Origin of the sequence: Streptomyces canus (assembly GCF_030816965.1) — a bacterium.
Classification (GTDB): Bacteria; Actinomycetota; Actinomycetes; order Streptomycetales; family Streptomycetaceae; genus Streptomyces; species Streptomyces canus_E.
This window is the reverse complement of sequence record NZ_JAUSYQ010000002.1, coordinates 1,277,321-1,290,767: the sequence shown is the minus strand read 5'-3', so window position 1 is coordinate 1,290,767 and position 13,447 is coordinate 1,277,321. Positions and strand designations below refer to the sequence as shown.

Below are 13,447 nucleotides of genomic sequence, written 5' to 3'. Positions count from 1 at the left end.
ACGACGGGCCCGGACGGTGCGGCGCGGCGGCTCAACTGGGACGTACGGCCATCTTGTCGAGCGCTTCCAGCAGCCCCGGCAGCTCCGGGCCCCGGCCCACCGGCAGGACCTCTCCGGGCTCGTCGTCGAGCAGCACGAACGCGATGTCGTCGGTCCTGGCCACCAGTGACCAGCCGGGACCGTCGGCACGCAGTGTGCGCGCGTCGCCCGACGCGAAGGACGACCGGACCCGCCCGAGGGGCGGCGGCGAATCCACGTAGGCGCGGGCCTCCGCGAGGACACGCCGGACGCCGTTGTGGCCCTTGCGAACCTCCTTCCCGGTCCCGCCCGAGGTCCCCGTAGTCTTGTCTCCCGCAGCCTCTTCTCCCGAGCTCTCGTTGGCCGAGCCCTCGTCGCCCGTGGCCTTGTCCTCCGGGGCATCGCGGTCCGCGGCCTCGTCGTCGGTGACCTTGCCGGCCACGGCCTTGTCACCGCCGGTGGACCCGCCGTTCGGGCTCGTGAAGGCCGCGTCGTCGATCTGCTCCCGCCACATCGCCCACTGCAGCGCGATCTCATCGGCGCCCAGCCGCCGCTGGGCGGATCCCCATGTCGAGGTGTCCGGCGGCGTCAGCGGCGGGCCGTCGGCGGTCTCGGGATCGGGGTCGTGCGGCGCCGGCACACCGGGCGCGGCGACGGCGACCGCGAGCGGCCAGCCGGGCAGCGCGGCCACGACCGTGCGCTCGTCGGGCGACAGGTCGTACTCCATGCCGCAGTCCCAGGACGCGATGGCGACGGCGACCAGCGAGACGTCGTCGATGACGACCGTCCATCGGGCGCCGCCGCCGTCCTGACCGAGTACCAGGCCGTAGCCGTCGGCCAGCGGTGCCAGACCGAGCGCCGCGCAGGCCTCCGGATAGTCGTCGCCCAGCACGCTCGGGAACTTCGCCGGCGTCAGCAGCACCGCCGTCAGCACATAGAGCGCGTCGTCCGCAGCGGCGACGGCGTCCTCGTCCGTCCCGGCCATCCCAGCCTCCCCATCGGTTCGTCCAACGGCGCGCACCCTAGTGTGCGCGGAAGGCTCTTGTCACGACTCCCAAGCACACCCGGAGCTGCAGTTTTCCGGCTGGACGGGGCGAATCGACCATCCTTGCCGACCGGTCAGACCGCCGGCAGCCCGAGGAGCGCACGTGCCACGGTACGCGGCGACTCGTCGCGCTCCCGCGCGAGGGCGATGACGGCCCGGCACGCGAGCTCGTTGACCCCGAACGACAGTGCCTCCGGCGATACCCAGGCCGAGGCCTCGTCGATCCGGTCGTGATCGTCCTCCGCGCAGGCCGAGACGTACGCGGCGGCGGCCTCGAACAGATTGTGCGCGCGGGCCTCCCGGTCGGCGGGCGCCTCGGCGCGCAACGCATTGACGAATCTGGCGCTGGACTTGCGGATACTGCCCCACATGCCGACTACCTTCCCCCTGAGAGACGTGGTCCTGTGAGAGATGTGGTCCTGCCGAACGTGCATCCTCTGCTACTCAACGTAGTGTTGGAGCCCTGGCCGCAGAAGAGGGACGGGCGGCGAAGCCTCAGTCCGCTCGTCGGCCGCCGCCCGTTGCGGCGCACACGGATCATCGATGGAGCCGACGGCCCGGGGCGGTCGTACACGTGACTCCCGGAAGGGCCGGAAAACGGTCAACCAACTTTGCGGGGCGGGATACTTGTGTCTTCTCACGACATGGCTACCAGGGGAGTGGTGACGTGAACTCTGCCGGAGAGAAGGGCCGTTGGGGCGCGGGCGACGTCCGGGGCGGTCGACACGCCGTCGTCGTGGGCGGGAGCCTCGCAGGGCTTCTCGCGGCACACGTCCTGGCCGGGCACGCCGACCGAGTGACGGTCGTCGAGCGCGACCGGTTGCCGGACGGCCCCGAGCCGCGGCCCGGCGTGCCGCAGGGCCGGCATCCGCACGTTCTGCTGCAGGGCGGACAGGTGGCCATGGAGTCGCTGCTGCCGGGGTTCCTGGCAGAGCTGCGGGAGGCGGGCGCGCCTCGGGTGGGCATGCCGTCGGACATGGTGATGTGGCAGGCCGGCCGCTGGTTCCGCCGGCTGCCCGCGACGACCCACATCTACACCGGTTCCCGTGCGCAACTGGAGGACCTGGTGCGGCGGCGGGTTCTCGCCAACCCGGTGATCAGCGTGCTGGAGGGAACCGACGTCGTCGGGTTCCTCGGTGACGCCTCGCGCGTGCGAGGTGTGCTGGTGCGGGACCGTTCCGGCGACGCCCGCGCGGAGTCCCGGCCGCTGGTGGCGGATCTGGTCGTCGACGCCTCCGGCAGCGGCACGAAGGCTCCGCAGTGGCTTGCGGCGATCGGCGCCGAGGGCCCGCAGGAGGAGACCATCGACACGGGACTCGCCTACGCCTCCCGCGTCTACCGTGGCACGAACGGCGCCCTCGACGGCGAGACCCGCGGCTACTACGCCTATCCCGACCCCGAGCAGGTGCATGCCGGTGGCGCACTGCCGCTGGAGGACGGCAGTCACCTGGTGATCGTCTCGGGCCTGCGAGGCGACGAACCGCCCACGGACGACGACGAGTTCGTGACGTACGCCAAGAGGTTGCCGCATCCGCTCCTGCACCGGTGGCTGGAGGAGGCCGAACCGCTTTCCCCGGCCTTCGGCTTCCGACGGACCGCGAACATCCGCCGCCGCTACGACCTTCCCGGCCATCCGGCAGGATTCCTCGCCACCGGCGACGCCCTGTGCACCTTCAACCCGATCTACGGGCAGGGCATGGCCGTCGCCGCGATGAGCGCGGTCGCCCTGCGGGACGCGCTGGCCGACCGGCGCCGGACGCCCACGACACGGCGCGTGCAGCAGGCGCTCCTTGCGGCGTCCCGGCTGGCGTGGGACATCTCCGCCGGGGCGGACCGCAAGATGCCGGGCGCGGTCGGCACGGCGACCGACGGTGGGCCCGCGGACCAGGTCGCCGGCTGGTACCTGAGCCGCGTCCAGGACCGGGCCCCGGGCGACCCTGTCGTGGGGCGGGCCTTCCGTGCCGTGCTGACCCTGTCCGCACCCGTCACCGCCCTGTTCGCCCCGCCGGTGGCCCGGGCCGTCCTGTTCCGGCCACCCGCGCCGACGCCCAGCGAGCCGCCCGCGGCACCGGAGGAGTCCGGGTCCCGGGCGCAGTGATCAGCTCACTCGGGCTGTGCGTTCCGGTGCGGATCCTCCAGCGCATGGCCCACGCCTGCGAAGAGGCCGTGTGGAGTGGCGCGGTCGTCGCCCGCAGCCGGCTGAACTCGGCAAGTGGCGCGTGCGACGGTCAGCACACCGCGCCGGAAGGGAAGGGCTGTCCATCGACCGCGTGTACCTCCAGAGCGAACTCAGCGGTGAACTGGAGGGGCGAAAGGCGCTGGAGGCGACACGAGTGCGGGTGGTGACCGCCCCCGGCGCGGGGCACAACGTCATGCTCGACAACCCCTACGCCTTCGTCGCGGCGGTCGCCGGGACGAAGTGAGCCCGGTCAGCCCTCGCGGACGGCCAGAGCCAGAAAGCGGGCGTCCTCGTCGGCGTACGACGTCATGCGCCAGCCCGAACCGGCCAGCAGCGGACGGAGGTTGGGCTCCGCGCGCAGGTCCTGCGGGGTGATCTGCCGCCCCTGGCGTGCGGCGAGCGCCGCCCTGCCGATCGGGTGGAACAGGGCCAGGACGCCACCGGGCCGCACCACCCGGGCCAACTCGCGCAGATTCTCGGCCGGTCGGGGCAGATGGGAGACCAGGCCCGCTCCGAAGACGGCGTCGAGCGACCGCGAGCGGAGCGGCAGCGCGGCCACGTCGGCGAGCAGCAAATGCCCGTCCCGATCCCGTCCGGCCCGTACGGCGGCCTCCAGCATGGCCGGGGTCAGATCGGCCCCCACGACCACTCCCGAGGGCCCCACGGCCGCACGTAGGGGCGGCAGGGCTCGCCCGGTGCCGCAGCCCGCGTCGAGCACGCGGTCGCCGACGCACAGCCCGAGCTCCGCGACCGCGGCGGCGTAGGCCGGACCGTCGTCCGGGAACCGGCTGTCCCAGTCGGCGGCACGGGCCGAGAAGAACTCCTGGACGTGTGTGTGGTCGTCGCTCATGTTCCGCATGATCCCTCACCGACACGGATGAGGGCTCGTGCGCACACGTTCGAGCGTGACGCGATCGTTCAGATGCATCTCTGCGCCATATTGCAACACCTTTCGAAATACGCCCTCTTTGTGCGCCCCTGCCCCCGCTAGCGTCCCCTGGCCATGGGACACCTGGACCACGCTGCCCTGGGCTGGCTGACGCCCACGCTCTCGTACGTCATGGCCTGTATCGGCGCCGCGCTCGGCCTGCGCTGTACCGTCCGCGCGCTCGGCGCCACCGGGCGTTCGCGCCGCAACTGGCTCATCACCGCGGCCTCGGCCATCGGCACCGGCATCTGGACCATGCACTTCGTGGCCATGCTCGGCTTCAGCGTCAGCGGTACCGACATCCGCTACGACGTACCAATGACCATCGCGAGCCTCCTGGTCGCGATGGTCGTCGTCTCCGCAGGGGTCTTCGCGGTCGGCTACAGCCGTGACCGGGTCCGCGCGCTCTTCCTGGGCGGGCTCACCACCGGCCTGGGCGTGGCGAGCATGCACTACCTGGGCATGGCGGCCGTACGGTTGCACGGCGACGTCGACTACGACCCGGCGCTGGTCGGACTCTCCGTCCTCATCGCCGTCGTCGCGGCGACGGCGGCCCTGTGGGCGGCGCTCAACATCAAGTCGCCTGTCGCCGTCACCATCGCCTCCCTCATCATGGGCGCCGCGGTCAGCAGCATGCACTACACCGGGATGTTCGCGGTGAGTGTGCGGGTCTCGCCCTCCGGTGCCGTCCTGCCCGGGGCCACGGCGATGCAGTTCATCTTCCCGCTCGCCGTCGGTCTCGGCTCCTACCTGTTCCTGACCTCGGCCTTCGTCGCCCTGTCGCCCACGACGGGAGAGCGTGAGGCATCCGCCTCGGCCCAGCGCGCGGTCGAGAGCATCCCCTCCTAGCGGCGGATCCGGGCCGGACGGCCCGACGACACGCCCCCGAACCACTCTCCCGAGCGAGGAGGCCATGCGTACACCGCGTAGGACCCCCACAGGCGGCGCCGAGACGCCGCTCCAGACACCCGCGCGCGGGCGACGCGCACATGCCGGACGACCGGCCGACGAAAGCCCGGACGACCCGGCGGGCCCCCTGCCGGAGGACATACCCGTGCGTACGGGGCACTGGCGGATACGTCCCCGGACGGTCCGCGCCAAGATCGTCTGCCTGCTCATGGTGCCCGTCGTCTCGCTGCTCGCCCTCTGGGCGTACGCCACGGTCACCACCGCCCAGGACGTGGCCCGGCTGCGCCAGTTGCAGCGCGTGGACGACGCCGTCCGCTCGCCCGTCACCGATGCCGTGACCGCGCTCCAGGCGGAGCGTGCCGCCGCGGTCCGCTACGCGACCGACCCGTCCGCCGCGCAGAGCGACGACCTCCGCAAGCTCGCCGAGCGCACCGACCAGGCCGTGGCACGGCTGCGGCTCGGTGACGGCAACACCGTCGCCGACAGCGAGGAACTGCCTGCCGGAGTCGCCCAGCGGCTCGAAGTCTTCGTGACCGGCGCCGAACAACTGCGCTCCTTGCGCACCGCCGTTCTGGACCGCAGTGCCGGATGGGACGAGACGTACGGTCGCTACACCAAAACCATCGCCGGTGCCTTCGCGGTGGGCGGTGCCCTCACCGGCATCCAGGACGCCGACCTCGGCTCCGACGCGCGCGTGCTGCTCGAGTTCTCCCGTGCCGGCGAGTCGCTGGCCCAGGAGGACGTCGTGCTGGCCAGCGCGCGCCTGGCGGGCGTGCTCGCCGGTGAGCGGCTGCGGCTGTTCACCGGAGCAGTCGACACCCGCCGGGCCCTCACCGAGGGCGCCGTGGCCGACCTGCGCGGCTCCGACCGCGCCGCCTGGCAGAAGGTCGCCGACAGCGGTGCCTATGCCACCGTGACCGCCGCCGAGGACCGAACCCTCGCAGCCGGCCCCGGTGGCCGCGCCGTCGAGTCGACGCCGCAGGCCACCTGGCAGGCGGCACACACGCGCGTGCAGAGCGGCATGCGGACCGTCGAACAGGCGGCGGGCAGCGGTGTCGCCCACCGCGCCGACCCGTTCACCCGGGGGCTGCTCACCCCGGCCGGCGCCGCGGTCCTGCTCGGTCTGATGGCCGTCGCCGCGTCGCTCGTCATCTCCGTGCGTATCGGGCGCGGACTCGTCGTCGAACTGGTGAGCCTGCGCAACAGCGCCCTCGAGATCGCCCGCCGCAAGCTGCCCGAGGCCATGGGGAGGCTGCGGGCCGGCGACGAGATCGACATTCAGTCCGAGGCCCCACCAGGGCCGCCCGCGGAGGACGAGGCCGGTCAGGTCGCCGAGGCCCTGACCACCGTGCACCGCGCGGCACTGCGGGCCGCCGTGGAACGCGCCGAACTCGCCAGCGGCATCTCCGGGGTCTTCGTCAATCTCGCCCGCCGCAGCCAGGTCCTGGTCCACCGCCAGCTGAGCCTGCTCGACAGCATGGAGCGCCGCTCCGACGACCCGAACGAACTGAGCGACCTCTTCCGGCTAGACCACCTCACGACCCGCATGCGTCGCCACGCGGAGAGTCTGATCATCCTCTCCGGAGCGGCACCCGGCCGCGCCTGGCGCATGCCGGTGTCGCTGACCAACGTGGTCCGCGCGGCCGTCTCCGAGGTCGAGGACTACGCGCGCGTGGAGGTGCGTCAGCTGCCCGACGCCTCCGTCGTCGGCGCGGCGGTCGCCGACCTCACCCACCTGCTGGCCGAGATCATCGAGAACGCCGCACAGTTCTCACCGCCCCACACACGCGTGCGGGTCACCGGCGAACCCGTCGGCAACGGCTACGCCGTCGAGGTCGAGGACCGCGGTCTGGGCATGGGCAAGGAGACTCTCGCGGAGGCCAACCGCCGCATCGAGCAGTCCGAGGCGCTCGACCTGTTCGACAGCGACCGGCTCGGTCTGTTCGTGGTCAGCAGGCTCGCGGCCCGGCACGGCATCAAGGTGCACCTGCGCACCTCGCCCTACGGCGGCACCACCGCGGTCGTCCTGCTGCCCACGGCGCTGCTGCACATCAAGGCGGCGGAACGTTCCCCCGCCAAGGCCGGGGACCGGGAACGGCCCACGGAACGCGAGTACGCGCGCGTGGCGGCCGCCGAACGGGACCAGGACTCCGTCCCCGCCCCGGCGGAGCGGCCCGCCCTGGTGGCTCCCCTGACGGTCTCGGCGGACCGGGGAACGACCGACACACCGCCCTCCGGAGTCACCGCCCTGCGTCTGCACCGCCCGCCCGACGAGCCGGAGGAGTCCGACGACCTACCCCGCCGGGTACGGCAGGCGCACCTCGCTCCCCAGCTGCGCGAACAGCGCTCCGAGGAACCGGCCCCGGCAGCCGCCGGCCGGGACGACGACGGCCGTACACCCGAGATGGTCCGGGACCGGATGGCGGCGTACCGCGACGGCTGGGCGCGCGGCGGCGGCAGGCGGCCCGGCCGTGGTTCCACCCCTGATTCCCCAGCGGGCAGAGACAGCAGCGAAGGAGACCGAGGATGATCCAGGACCCGAGTACGGGGGCCGACATGGGAGCCCCTCCGCGCGAGCGAAGCCAAGAGTGGGGAAGGTCCGGCGAACTCGACTGGCTGCTGGACGACTTGGTGCTGCGGGTGAGCGAGGTACGGCATGCCGTGGTGCTCTCCAACGACGGCCTCGCCGTGGGGGCCTCGACGGACCTGCGCCGCGAGGACGCGGAACACCTCGCCGCGGTCTCCTCCGGCTTCCACAGCCTGGCCAAGGGGGCGGGCCGGCACTTCGGCGCCGGGGGAGTGCGCCAGACCATGGTCGAGATGGACGACGGCTTCCTGTTCGTGGCCGCCGCGGGAGACGGCTCCTGTCTCGCCGTCCTTACCGCTGTGACCCCGGACATAGGACTGGTCGCCTACGAGATGGCACGGCTGGTCAAGCGGGTCGGCGAGCACCTCTACACGCCACCGCGCGTGGGCGCGCGGCCCCCCGCGGCAGGATGAGAGGGAAGGGCGGTCGGCTCAGATGACCGAGGACATGGAGGGCGTCCCGTACGAACCGGGCAGCCAGTGGTACGACGGCGAGGCCGGGCCCCTCGTCCGCCCCTACGCGATGACGGGCGGACGCACCAAACCCGGCCCCACCGGGGTGCGGTTCGACCTGATCGCCCTTGTCACCTTGGACATGGGCGCGCCCGGAGCCGGCGAGGACACGGCGCTCGGGCCCGAACATCGTGCCCTGATCGACCTGTGCCGCACGGAGACGCAGTCGGTGGCGGAACTGTCCGCGGGCGCCGACCTGCCCGTGGGTGTGGTCAGGGTGCTCCTGGGAGACCTCCTGGAACTCGGCTGTGTCACCGTCAGCCGCCCGGTGCCGCCCGCGCAGCTGCCCGACGAACGCATTCTGCGCGAGGTGATCGAAGGGCTCCGGGCGCTGTAGATGAACGTTCAGAACCACCGCGGTCCAGTACGGCACCGACTCGTGCACCCTTGCCGACACCGATCGGGTGCGAGTCGGTCACAAAGGGCAAGAAGCGGTCCAACCACTCGATGTGGAGCTCCAGTTGTCATGATGCTGCCTTCGCGACCCCCTACCGACGTCGCCGCCCGGTGCCGGCCCTCCCGAGAGAAGTGATCGATGGTCTCCGAGAACTCCGATGCCCAGGGCGGCGAGACGACCGCCCTCGCGCTGAAGATACTGGTCGCCGGCGGGTTCGGCGTGGGCAAGACCACCCTGGTGGGCGCCGTCAGCGAGATCAGGCCGCTCCGCACGGAGGAACTGCTCAGCGAGGCGGGCCAGTTGGTGGACGACACCGACGGTGTGGACCAGAAGGTCACCACCACGGTCGCCATGGACTTCGGACGCATCACCATCCGCTCCGGCCTGTCCCTCTACCTCTTCGGCACCCCGGGGCAGGACCGCTTCTGGTTCCTGTGGGACGAGTTGTCGCAAGGAGCCCTGGGCGCCGTCGTCCTCGCCGACACCCGGCGCCTGGAGGACTGTTTCCCGGCCGTGGACTACTTCGAGCACCGGCACATCCCCTTCGTGGTGGCCGTCAACTGCTTCACCGGTGCCCGCACCTACGGCGCCCACGACGTCTCGCGCGCTCTCGACCTCGACCAGGGCACACCCGTGGTGCTGTGCGACGCGCGGGACCGTGACTCGGGCAAGGAGGTGCTGATCCGACTGGTCGAGTACGCCGGGCGGATGCACACCGCCCGGCTGCTCGACTCGGTGGGCTGACCAAGGGGAGGGGCCCACTCACACGCGCGTCACTCCGCGACGGCCTTCTCCGCCAGCACCCTGTCTATCTTCACGCGGACGAGGAGTTCTCCCGGAACGCCGTTGCGGGCGCCGAACTCCTCGGCCCGTTCCTCGCCCATGTACCGCGCCCCGATCCGCCCTGCCCAGTGCCTGACCTCGTCGAGATCCTCCGACAGCCGGGCCTGGCCACGGAGCACCACATAGTCGAAGGGCGGCCGGTCGTCGTCCACACACAGGGCAACGCGCCCGTCCCGCGCCAGGTTGCGCCCCTTCACGGTGGCCTTGCCGGTGTTGAACACCACCTCGTCACCGTCGAGTACGAACCAGATCGGTGCCACATGCGGGCTCCCGTCGGCCCGGACGGTCGACAGCTTGCCGGTGCGGGTGCCGTGCGAGACGAACTCCCGCCATTCCTCATCGGTCATCTTCTGTGCCATGTCCCCATTCTCCTTGCCCCGCTGACAGCCGTGGGGAAGGCTTGTGTGGAGATCCTCCGGCCAGGAGGAGACGTCACACGGGGAGACGGGACACATGCCGGAGAAGCAGGGGCTCGGCTGGCTGCTGGACGATCTGACCGAGCGCGTCGACCATGTGCGGCACGCGTTGGTGCTGTCCAACGACGGACTGGTCACGGGCGCCAGCACGGGGCTGCGCCGCGAGGACGCGGAACATCTCGCCGCCGTCTCGTCCGGACTGCACAGCCTGGCCAAAGGCTCTGGACGCCACTTCGGCGCGGGCAAAGTACGGCAGACGATGATCGAGTTCGACGACGCGGTGCTCTTTGTCACCGCGGCGGGCACCGGCAGTTGCCTGTGCGTGCTCAGCGGCTCGGACGCCGACATCGGCCAGATCGCCTACGAGATGACGCTGCTCGTCAACCGGGTCGGCGAGCACCTCGACGTGGACGCCCGCCAGCCCGAGCGGAGCCCGGCGCAAGACCTCTGACCTGCGCGTTCCTTGGTCCGCGAGGAGTTATCCACAGGCTCGCCGCACATCTCGCCCCACCGGCTACGGTTTCTGTCACGGCGAGCGCACACAGCGTGAGCGATGACTCCACGGGGAGAGCGACCATGTCGGGCAGTCTGATCACCCAACGCCATCACCAGCCGCACACACCCAGCCGAGCCGCCCGGGAACTGGGCCTGAAGCGAAGCGAGTTCGACCTCGCGGTGCACCTCGGACAGATCCGGACCGTGCCCGACGAAGGAGGCGGGGGGCGACGCGTCACCAGCTCCGAGATCGACCGGCTGCGGGCGACGGACGGCTTTCCCGACTCGCTGCTTCAGCGCGTGCGGGTCGTGGGCACCACCGAGGGCGCGAAGGTCATGGACGTCCCTTCGGGCAGGTTCACCCGCCTGGCCCGCCTGGGCCTGTTCTCGCCGGTGCGCTTTTATCTCAACCGGTACCGAGCCGTGGTGTGGCTGTATCTCGCCGAAGAACTCGAGGAGTTCACGGCAGTCGCTAAGCCGCATGTTCACCGAGGTCAGACGCCATTTCGGATCCGTGGGCGCGGCCTTCGTCAACCTCCGCCGGGGAGGCGGAATCCGCCTCCCCGACATCCGTAATCTTGCCGCAGGGAGCGTCCAGGGAGGATGGCGCAGAAGTAGGTGGGGAGGAAGCGAACCAGGTGTCCATCGCCTGCCGGCCCCGGCCGTCCGCGTCGGGCAGGAAGTGTCCGTACACCCTGAGCGTGATCGCCGCATCGGCGTGGCCGAGCCACTTCGAGACTGCCACGGGATTCTCCCGCGAGTCCAGTTGCACGCTCGCATAGGTGTGCCGGAGGCAGTGAAAGCCGTACTCATGCCCAGGCCCGTAGACCAGCTCGTAGCCCGACCCCTTCTTGCGCTGTCGCTTCGTCGGCTCGGGAATGACGCCCGCCGCAGCCAGGGCTCGCTTCCAGTAGTTGTGGTTCCACATGTTGACCCGCACTGCTGCGTGGCGACTGTTGGTCACGAGCAGGCGGTGTGTCTGCGGCCGACGCTCCTTCTCCTCCACCTTGGTCTGTGGGGGGCGCGGGTCCTTCCATGGCAGCGTCACCTCACGCGGCGGGTAGGCGGCCATGTGCTCGGCGATCCGGGCAGCGAGATGGTCGGGCATCGGAACAATGCGGGTCTTGTTGCCCTTGGGCAGCGAGAAGACCAGCTTCCCGAAGACGGGCCGGATCTGGCGGCGGACGCGGATGACGCCGTCCTCGAAGTCGATGTCGTCGTCCGAGAGGGCCAGGGCTTCACCATGCCGAAGACCGGCCCCGGCGCCGATGTCGACGAGGATCTGATACTGCGAAGGGAGCGCGGCTTGTACGGCTGCGACCCGCTCGCGCGTCCAGGCGCGCGCCATGGTGGGCGGCTTCGTCGGCGCTTTGATGGTCTTGGCCCGGCAGGGGTTCTTGCGGATGCGCTCGTCATCGACGGCGCAGTCGAGGATGTTCTTCAGGTTGCCCCACACGACGACCGCGGTTCCGGGCGAGATGACGCCCTCGAGGTCTTTGAGCCACATCCGCAGGCTGTCGACCTTGATCTGCCGCAGCGGCTGCGCCCCGAGGTAGGGGAGGATCTGGTTGCGGACCCTCCTGCTGAGCCCTTCAAGCGTCGAGGGGTCCCCGGTACGCGATGGCCACCAATGCTTTTCGATGTACTCGCGCAACAGCATGTTGCCGTCACGCGGATCGACGAACTCGCCGGCCGTACTGTCAGTCTTGGCTTTCGCTAGCCAGTCTTCGGCGGCCTTCTTCTGCTTGTCGGGGAACGAGCGGGCCCGCACGCCGGGGATCCCTGCCACCTTGTAGCGCTTGCCGACGCCGTAGAGATCGGTGCGGACGTTGCGCTTGCCGTCCGGGCCCTTCTTCAGCCAGCGGTCTTCGATGTAGCCCGGCATGGCCCTCCCTCAGACTTCAGTGAGCTCCTCCGGGGACATGTCGATGATCTCCCCGGCGTACATCTGGAACCACTGTCCCCCATCGAGGATCTCCTCGATGGCCGGATTCATGGCTGCCGCGAACTGCTCCGTTGTGAGCGCCGGGTCGATGTGGGTGGTCACGATGCCGCGCTTTTCGCGGACCACGATGCCCTCGGGCTGCTCAAGGTGGAGGAGGTGGATGATGCTGAGTGAACAGTCGGGGGTGGCCCGGCTTACGATCTCGTCCTTCCACAGCTGGAACAACTGCGATGTGGACAGGAAGTGGTCTATCTCGATGTTGAGTTGCCGCACTACGTCCGCGAGGGGCGCAGTCTTGGCAACCCGGACCCGTATACGCCCGCGGTCCTCATCGATGTCTGCGAGTCTCCCGCGCGCGAGACTGACAGCCTCATACGTGACGCTCAGCATTCGACCCTCCCCAGAGGCAACGGTGCACGTTGAGCCAGAACGGCCGGATGTGCACGGTTGGTGCAGAGTACGTCTACCGAGAGTCGTCGACAATCCGTTGCAGAAAAGTCTACTTACGGACATTCGCGATCAGTTGACGAGGCGTGACCTGTCGTTGCGTTACTCGTCCACCTCACGCCGAGCCCGTTCGTCAGCCTCGATCATGCGACGCCAGCGCCGTTTGTCGGCGGGTGTCTGACCGGCCAGGTGCGCGACGATGATTCGCGTGTCTTCGTCGTAACCGCTCAACTCGGTCGCTTCGAACTGCAGCCACTGCCGGGCGACGGCCGCCTGGATGATACGCAGCGGCTTGGAGAGCGCGTTGGCGAGGGCCTTCATCTGGGGCAGCGTGGGCGGGTTGACGGGCGGGTTCCGGACGAGCTTTTGCAGGTTCTGCTTGTAGTAGCGGGTTCCCGTATCCGGGTCGACGGCTCGCTCTGCCATGTCCTGGTAGGAGAGGCCGCCGTCGTTGGCGTCCTGAATGAGTTTGGAGAGCGCGCCAAGGGTCTGGGCGGCGGCCGAACCGGGTTCGGGGGCCGTGGCCGGGACCGTCATGTCGTCGTCCTCTCGCGTCACTGTCGCACCGACTGTCTCTATGTGTAGGCGATGAAGCCAGGAAACTAGCAGGTCACTCTGTACAACCTTCCTGGACCTGAGACGAAGCGTCTACGGATTGATGCTATCCGGACGAAGTGTTGGCCGATACCGGTCATCCGGTCGTCATTGAGTCATTGACGAATCGTC

14 protein-coding genes and 2 pseudogenes are annotated in these 13,447 nt (G+C 70.2%); 9 read left to right on the top strand and 7 right to left on the bottom strand.

The window, feature by feature from the left end; genetic code table 11:
* Positions 1–31: 31 nt before the first annotated feature.
* Positions 32–1,003 carry a hypothetical protein gene (locus QF027_RS07105; RefSeq protein ID WP_307073482.1) on the bottom strand — a complete coding sequence of 324 codons (972 nt, stop codon included), beginning with the start codon at positions 1,001–1,003 and terminating at the stop codon, positions 32–34.
* 134 nt (positions 1,004–1,137) lie between these two features.
* A complete protein-coding gene (locus QF027_RS07100; RefSeq protein ID WP_307073479.1) occupies positions 1,138–1,434 on the bottom strand; it encodes a hypothetical protein in 297 nt (98 codons plus the stop codon).
* Positions 1,435–1,799: 365 nt separating this feature from the next.
* Here QF027_RS07100 and QF027_RS07095 point away from each other — a divergent pair, with 365 nt between their 5' ends.
* Together QF027_RS07095 and QF027_RS07090 are read left to right on the top strand one after the other, a co-directional pair.
* Positions 1,800–3,161, top strand: a complete 1,362-nt coding sequence (locus tag QF027_RS07095; protein ID WP_307082308.1) for an FAD-dependent oxidoreductase — start codon at positions 1,800–1,802, stop codon at positions 3,159–3,161.
* A 151-nt stretch (positions 3,162–3,312) separates the two neighbouring features.
* Positions 3,313–3,486: pseudogene (locus tag QF027_RS07090) on the top strand (alpha/beta fold hydrolase); the annotation flags it as partial.
* 6 nt (positions 3,487–3,492) lie between these two features.
* Here QF027_RS07090 and QF027_RS07085 read toward each other — a convergent pair.
* Positions 3,493–4,092: a class I SAM-dependent methyltransferase gene (locus tag QF027_RS07085; protein ID WP_306985093.1), complete on the bottom strand. Its 600-nt coding sequence runs from the start codon at positions 4,090–4,092 to the stop codon at positions 3,493–3,495.
* 153 nt (positions 4,093–4,245) lie between these two features.
* On the opposite strand from QF027_RS07085, the gene QF027_RS07080 reads away from it, so the two are divergent.
* From QF027_RS07080 to QF027_RS07060, 5 genes are all read left to right on the top strand, one after another.
* Positions 4,246–5,019, top strand: coding sequence for an MHYT domain-containing protein (locus QF027_RS07080; protein WP_306985096.1), 774 nt, complete (start codon positions 4,246–4,248; stop codon positions 5,017–5,019).
* A 64-nt stretch (positions 5,020–5,083) separates the two neighbouring features.
* Positions 5,084–7,609, top strand: coding sequence for a sensor histidine kinase (locus tag QF027_RS07075; RefSeq protein ID WP_306985098.1), 2,526 nt, complete (start codon positions 5,084–5,086; stop codon positions 7,607–7,609).
* On the top strand, positions 7,606–8,079 hold the full coding sequence (locus QF027_RS07070; protein WP_373432405.1) for a roadblock/LC7 domain-containing protein: 474 nt from the start codon (positions 7,606–7,608) through the stop codon (positions 8,077–8,079). The genes QF027_RS07075 and QF027_RS07070 overlap by 4 nt, the downstream gene beginning before the upstream one ends.
* Before the next feature lie 22 nt (positions 8,080–8,101).
* On the top strand, positions 8,102–8,515 hold the full coding sequence (locus QF027_RS07065) for a DUF742 domain-containing protein (RefSeq protein ID WP_306985100.1): 414 nt from the start codon (positions 8,102–8,104) through the stop codon (positions 8,513–8,515).
* A gap of 198 nt (positions 8,516–8,713) precedes the next feature.
* A complete protein-coding gene (locus tag QF027_RS07060; protein WP_057609868.1) occupies positions 8,714–9,319 on the top strand; it encodes a GTP-binding protein in 606 nt (201 codons plus the stop codon).
* A 29-nt stretch (positions 9,320–9,348) separates the two neighbouring features.
* Here the strand turns inward: QF027_RS07060 and QF027_RS07055 are convergent, their stop codons facing one another.
* On the bottom strand, positions 9,349–9,777 hold the full coding sequence (locus tag QF027_RS07055; protein ID WP_306985102.1) for a PPOX class F420-dependent oxidoreductase: 429 nt from the start codon (positions 9,775–9,777) through the stop codon (positions 9,349–9,351).
* Positions 9,778–9,871: 94 nt separating this feature from the next.
* Between QF027_RS07055 and QF027_RS07050 the strand changes: the two genes are divergently transcribed.
* Positions 9,872–10,285: a roadblock/LC7 domain-containing protein gene (locus QF027_RS07050; RefSeq protein WP_306985104.1), complete on the top strand. Its 414-nt coding sequence runs from the start codon at positions 9,872–9,874 to the stop codon at positions 10,283–10,285.
* Positions 10,286–10,410: 125 nt separating this feature from the next.
* Positions 10,411–10,800, top strand: a pseudogene (locus QF027_RS07045) (DUF6397 family protein); the annotation flags it as partial.
* Position 10,801: 1 nt separating this feature from the next.
* Here the strand turns inward: QF027_RS07045 and QF027_RS07040 are convergent.
* The 3 genes from QF027_RS07040 to QF027_RS07030 form a co-directional block, all read right to left on the bottom strand.
* Positions 10,802–12,214 carry a tyrosine-type recombinase/integrase gene (locus QF027_RS07040; protein ID WP_307073477.1) on the bottom strand — a complete coding sequence of 471 codons (1,413 nt, stop codon included), beginning with the start codon at positions 12,212–12,214 and terminating at the stop codon, positions 10,802–10,804.
* Positions 12,215–12,223: 9 nt separating this feature from the next.
* Positions 12,224–12,664, bottom strand: coding sequence for a hypothetical protein (locus tag QF027_RS07035; protein WP_307073475.1), 441 nt, complete (start codon positions 12,662–12,664; stop codon positions 12,224–12,226).
* 159 nt (positions 12,665–12,823) lie between these two features.
* Positions 12,824–13,258: a hypothetical protein gene (locus QF027_RS07030; RefSeq protein WP_307073472.1), complete on the bottom strand. Its 435-nt coding sequence runs from the start codon at positions 13,256–13,258 to the stop codon at positions 12,824–12,826.
* Positions 13,259–13,447 lie beyond the last annotated feature (189 nt).

Bases quoted from the DNA above. Each gene is read 5' to 3' on its own strand.
- QF027_RS07105 (WP_307073482.1), bottom strand. From the start codon at position 1,003: ATGGCCGGGACGGACGAGGACGCCGTCGCCGCTGCGGACGACGCGCTC.
- QF027_RS07100 (WP_307073479.1), bottom strand. From the start codon at position 1,434: ATGTGGGGCAGTATCCGCAAGTCCAGCGCCAGATTCGTCAATGCGTTG.
- QF027_RS07085 (WP_306985093.1), bottom strand. From the start codon at position 4,092: ATGAGCGACGACCACACACACGTCCAGGAGTTCTTCTCGGCCCGTGCC.
- QF027_RS07080 (WP_306985096.1), top strand. From the start codon at position 4,246: ATGGGACACCTGGACCACGCTGCCCTGGGCTGGCTGACGCCCACGCTC.
- QF027_RS07075 (WP_306985098.1), top strand. From the start codon at position 5,084: ATGCGTACACCGCGTAGGACCCCCACAGGCGGCGCCGAGACGCCGCTC.
- QF027_RS07070 (WP_373432405.1), top strand. From the start codon at position 7,606: ATGATCCAGGACCCGAGTACGGGGGCCGACATGGGAGCCCCTCCGCGC.
- QF027_RS07065 (WP_306985100.1), top strand. From the start codon at position 8,102: ATGACCGAGGACATGGAGGGCGTCCCGTACGAACCGGGCAGCCAGTGG.
- QF027_RS07060 (WP_057609868.1), top strand. From the start codon at position 8,714: ATGGTCTCCGAGAACTCCGATGCCCAGGGCGGCGAGACGACCGCCCTC.
- QF027_RS07055 (WP_306985102.1), bottom strand. From the start codon at position 9,777: ATGGCACAGAAGATGACCGATGAGGAATGGCGGGAGTTCGTCTCGCAC.
- QF027_RS07050 (WP_306985104.1), top strand. From the start codon at position 9,872: ATGCCGGAGAAGCAGGGGCTCGGCTGGCTGCTGGACGATCTGACCGAG.
- QF027_RS07040 (WP_307073477.1), bottom strand. From the start codon at position 12,214: ATGCCGGGCTACATCGAAGACCGCTGGCTGAAGAAGGGCCCGGACGGC.
- QF027_RS07035 (WP_307073475.1), bottom strand. From the start codon at position 12,664: ATGCTGAGCGTCACGTATGAGGCTGTCAGTCTCGCGCGCGGGAGACTC.
- QF027_RS07030 (WP_307073472.1), bottom strand. From the start codon at position 13,258: ATGACGGTCCCGGCCACGGCCCCCGAACCCGGTTCGGCCGCCGCCCAG.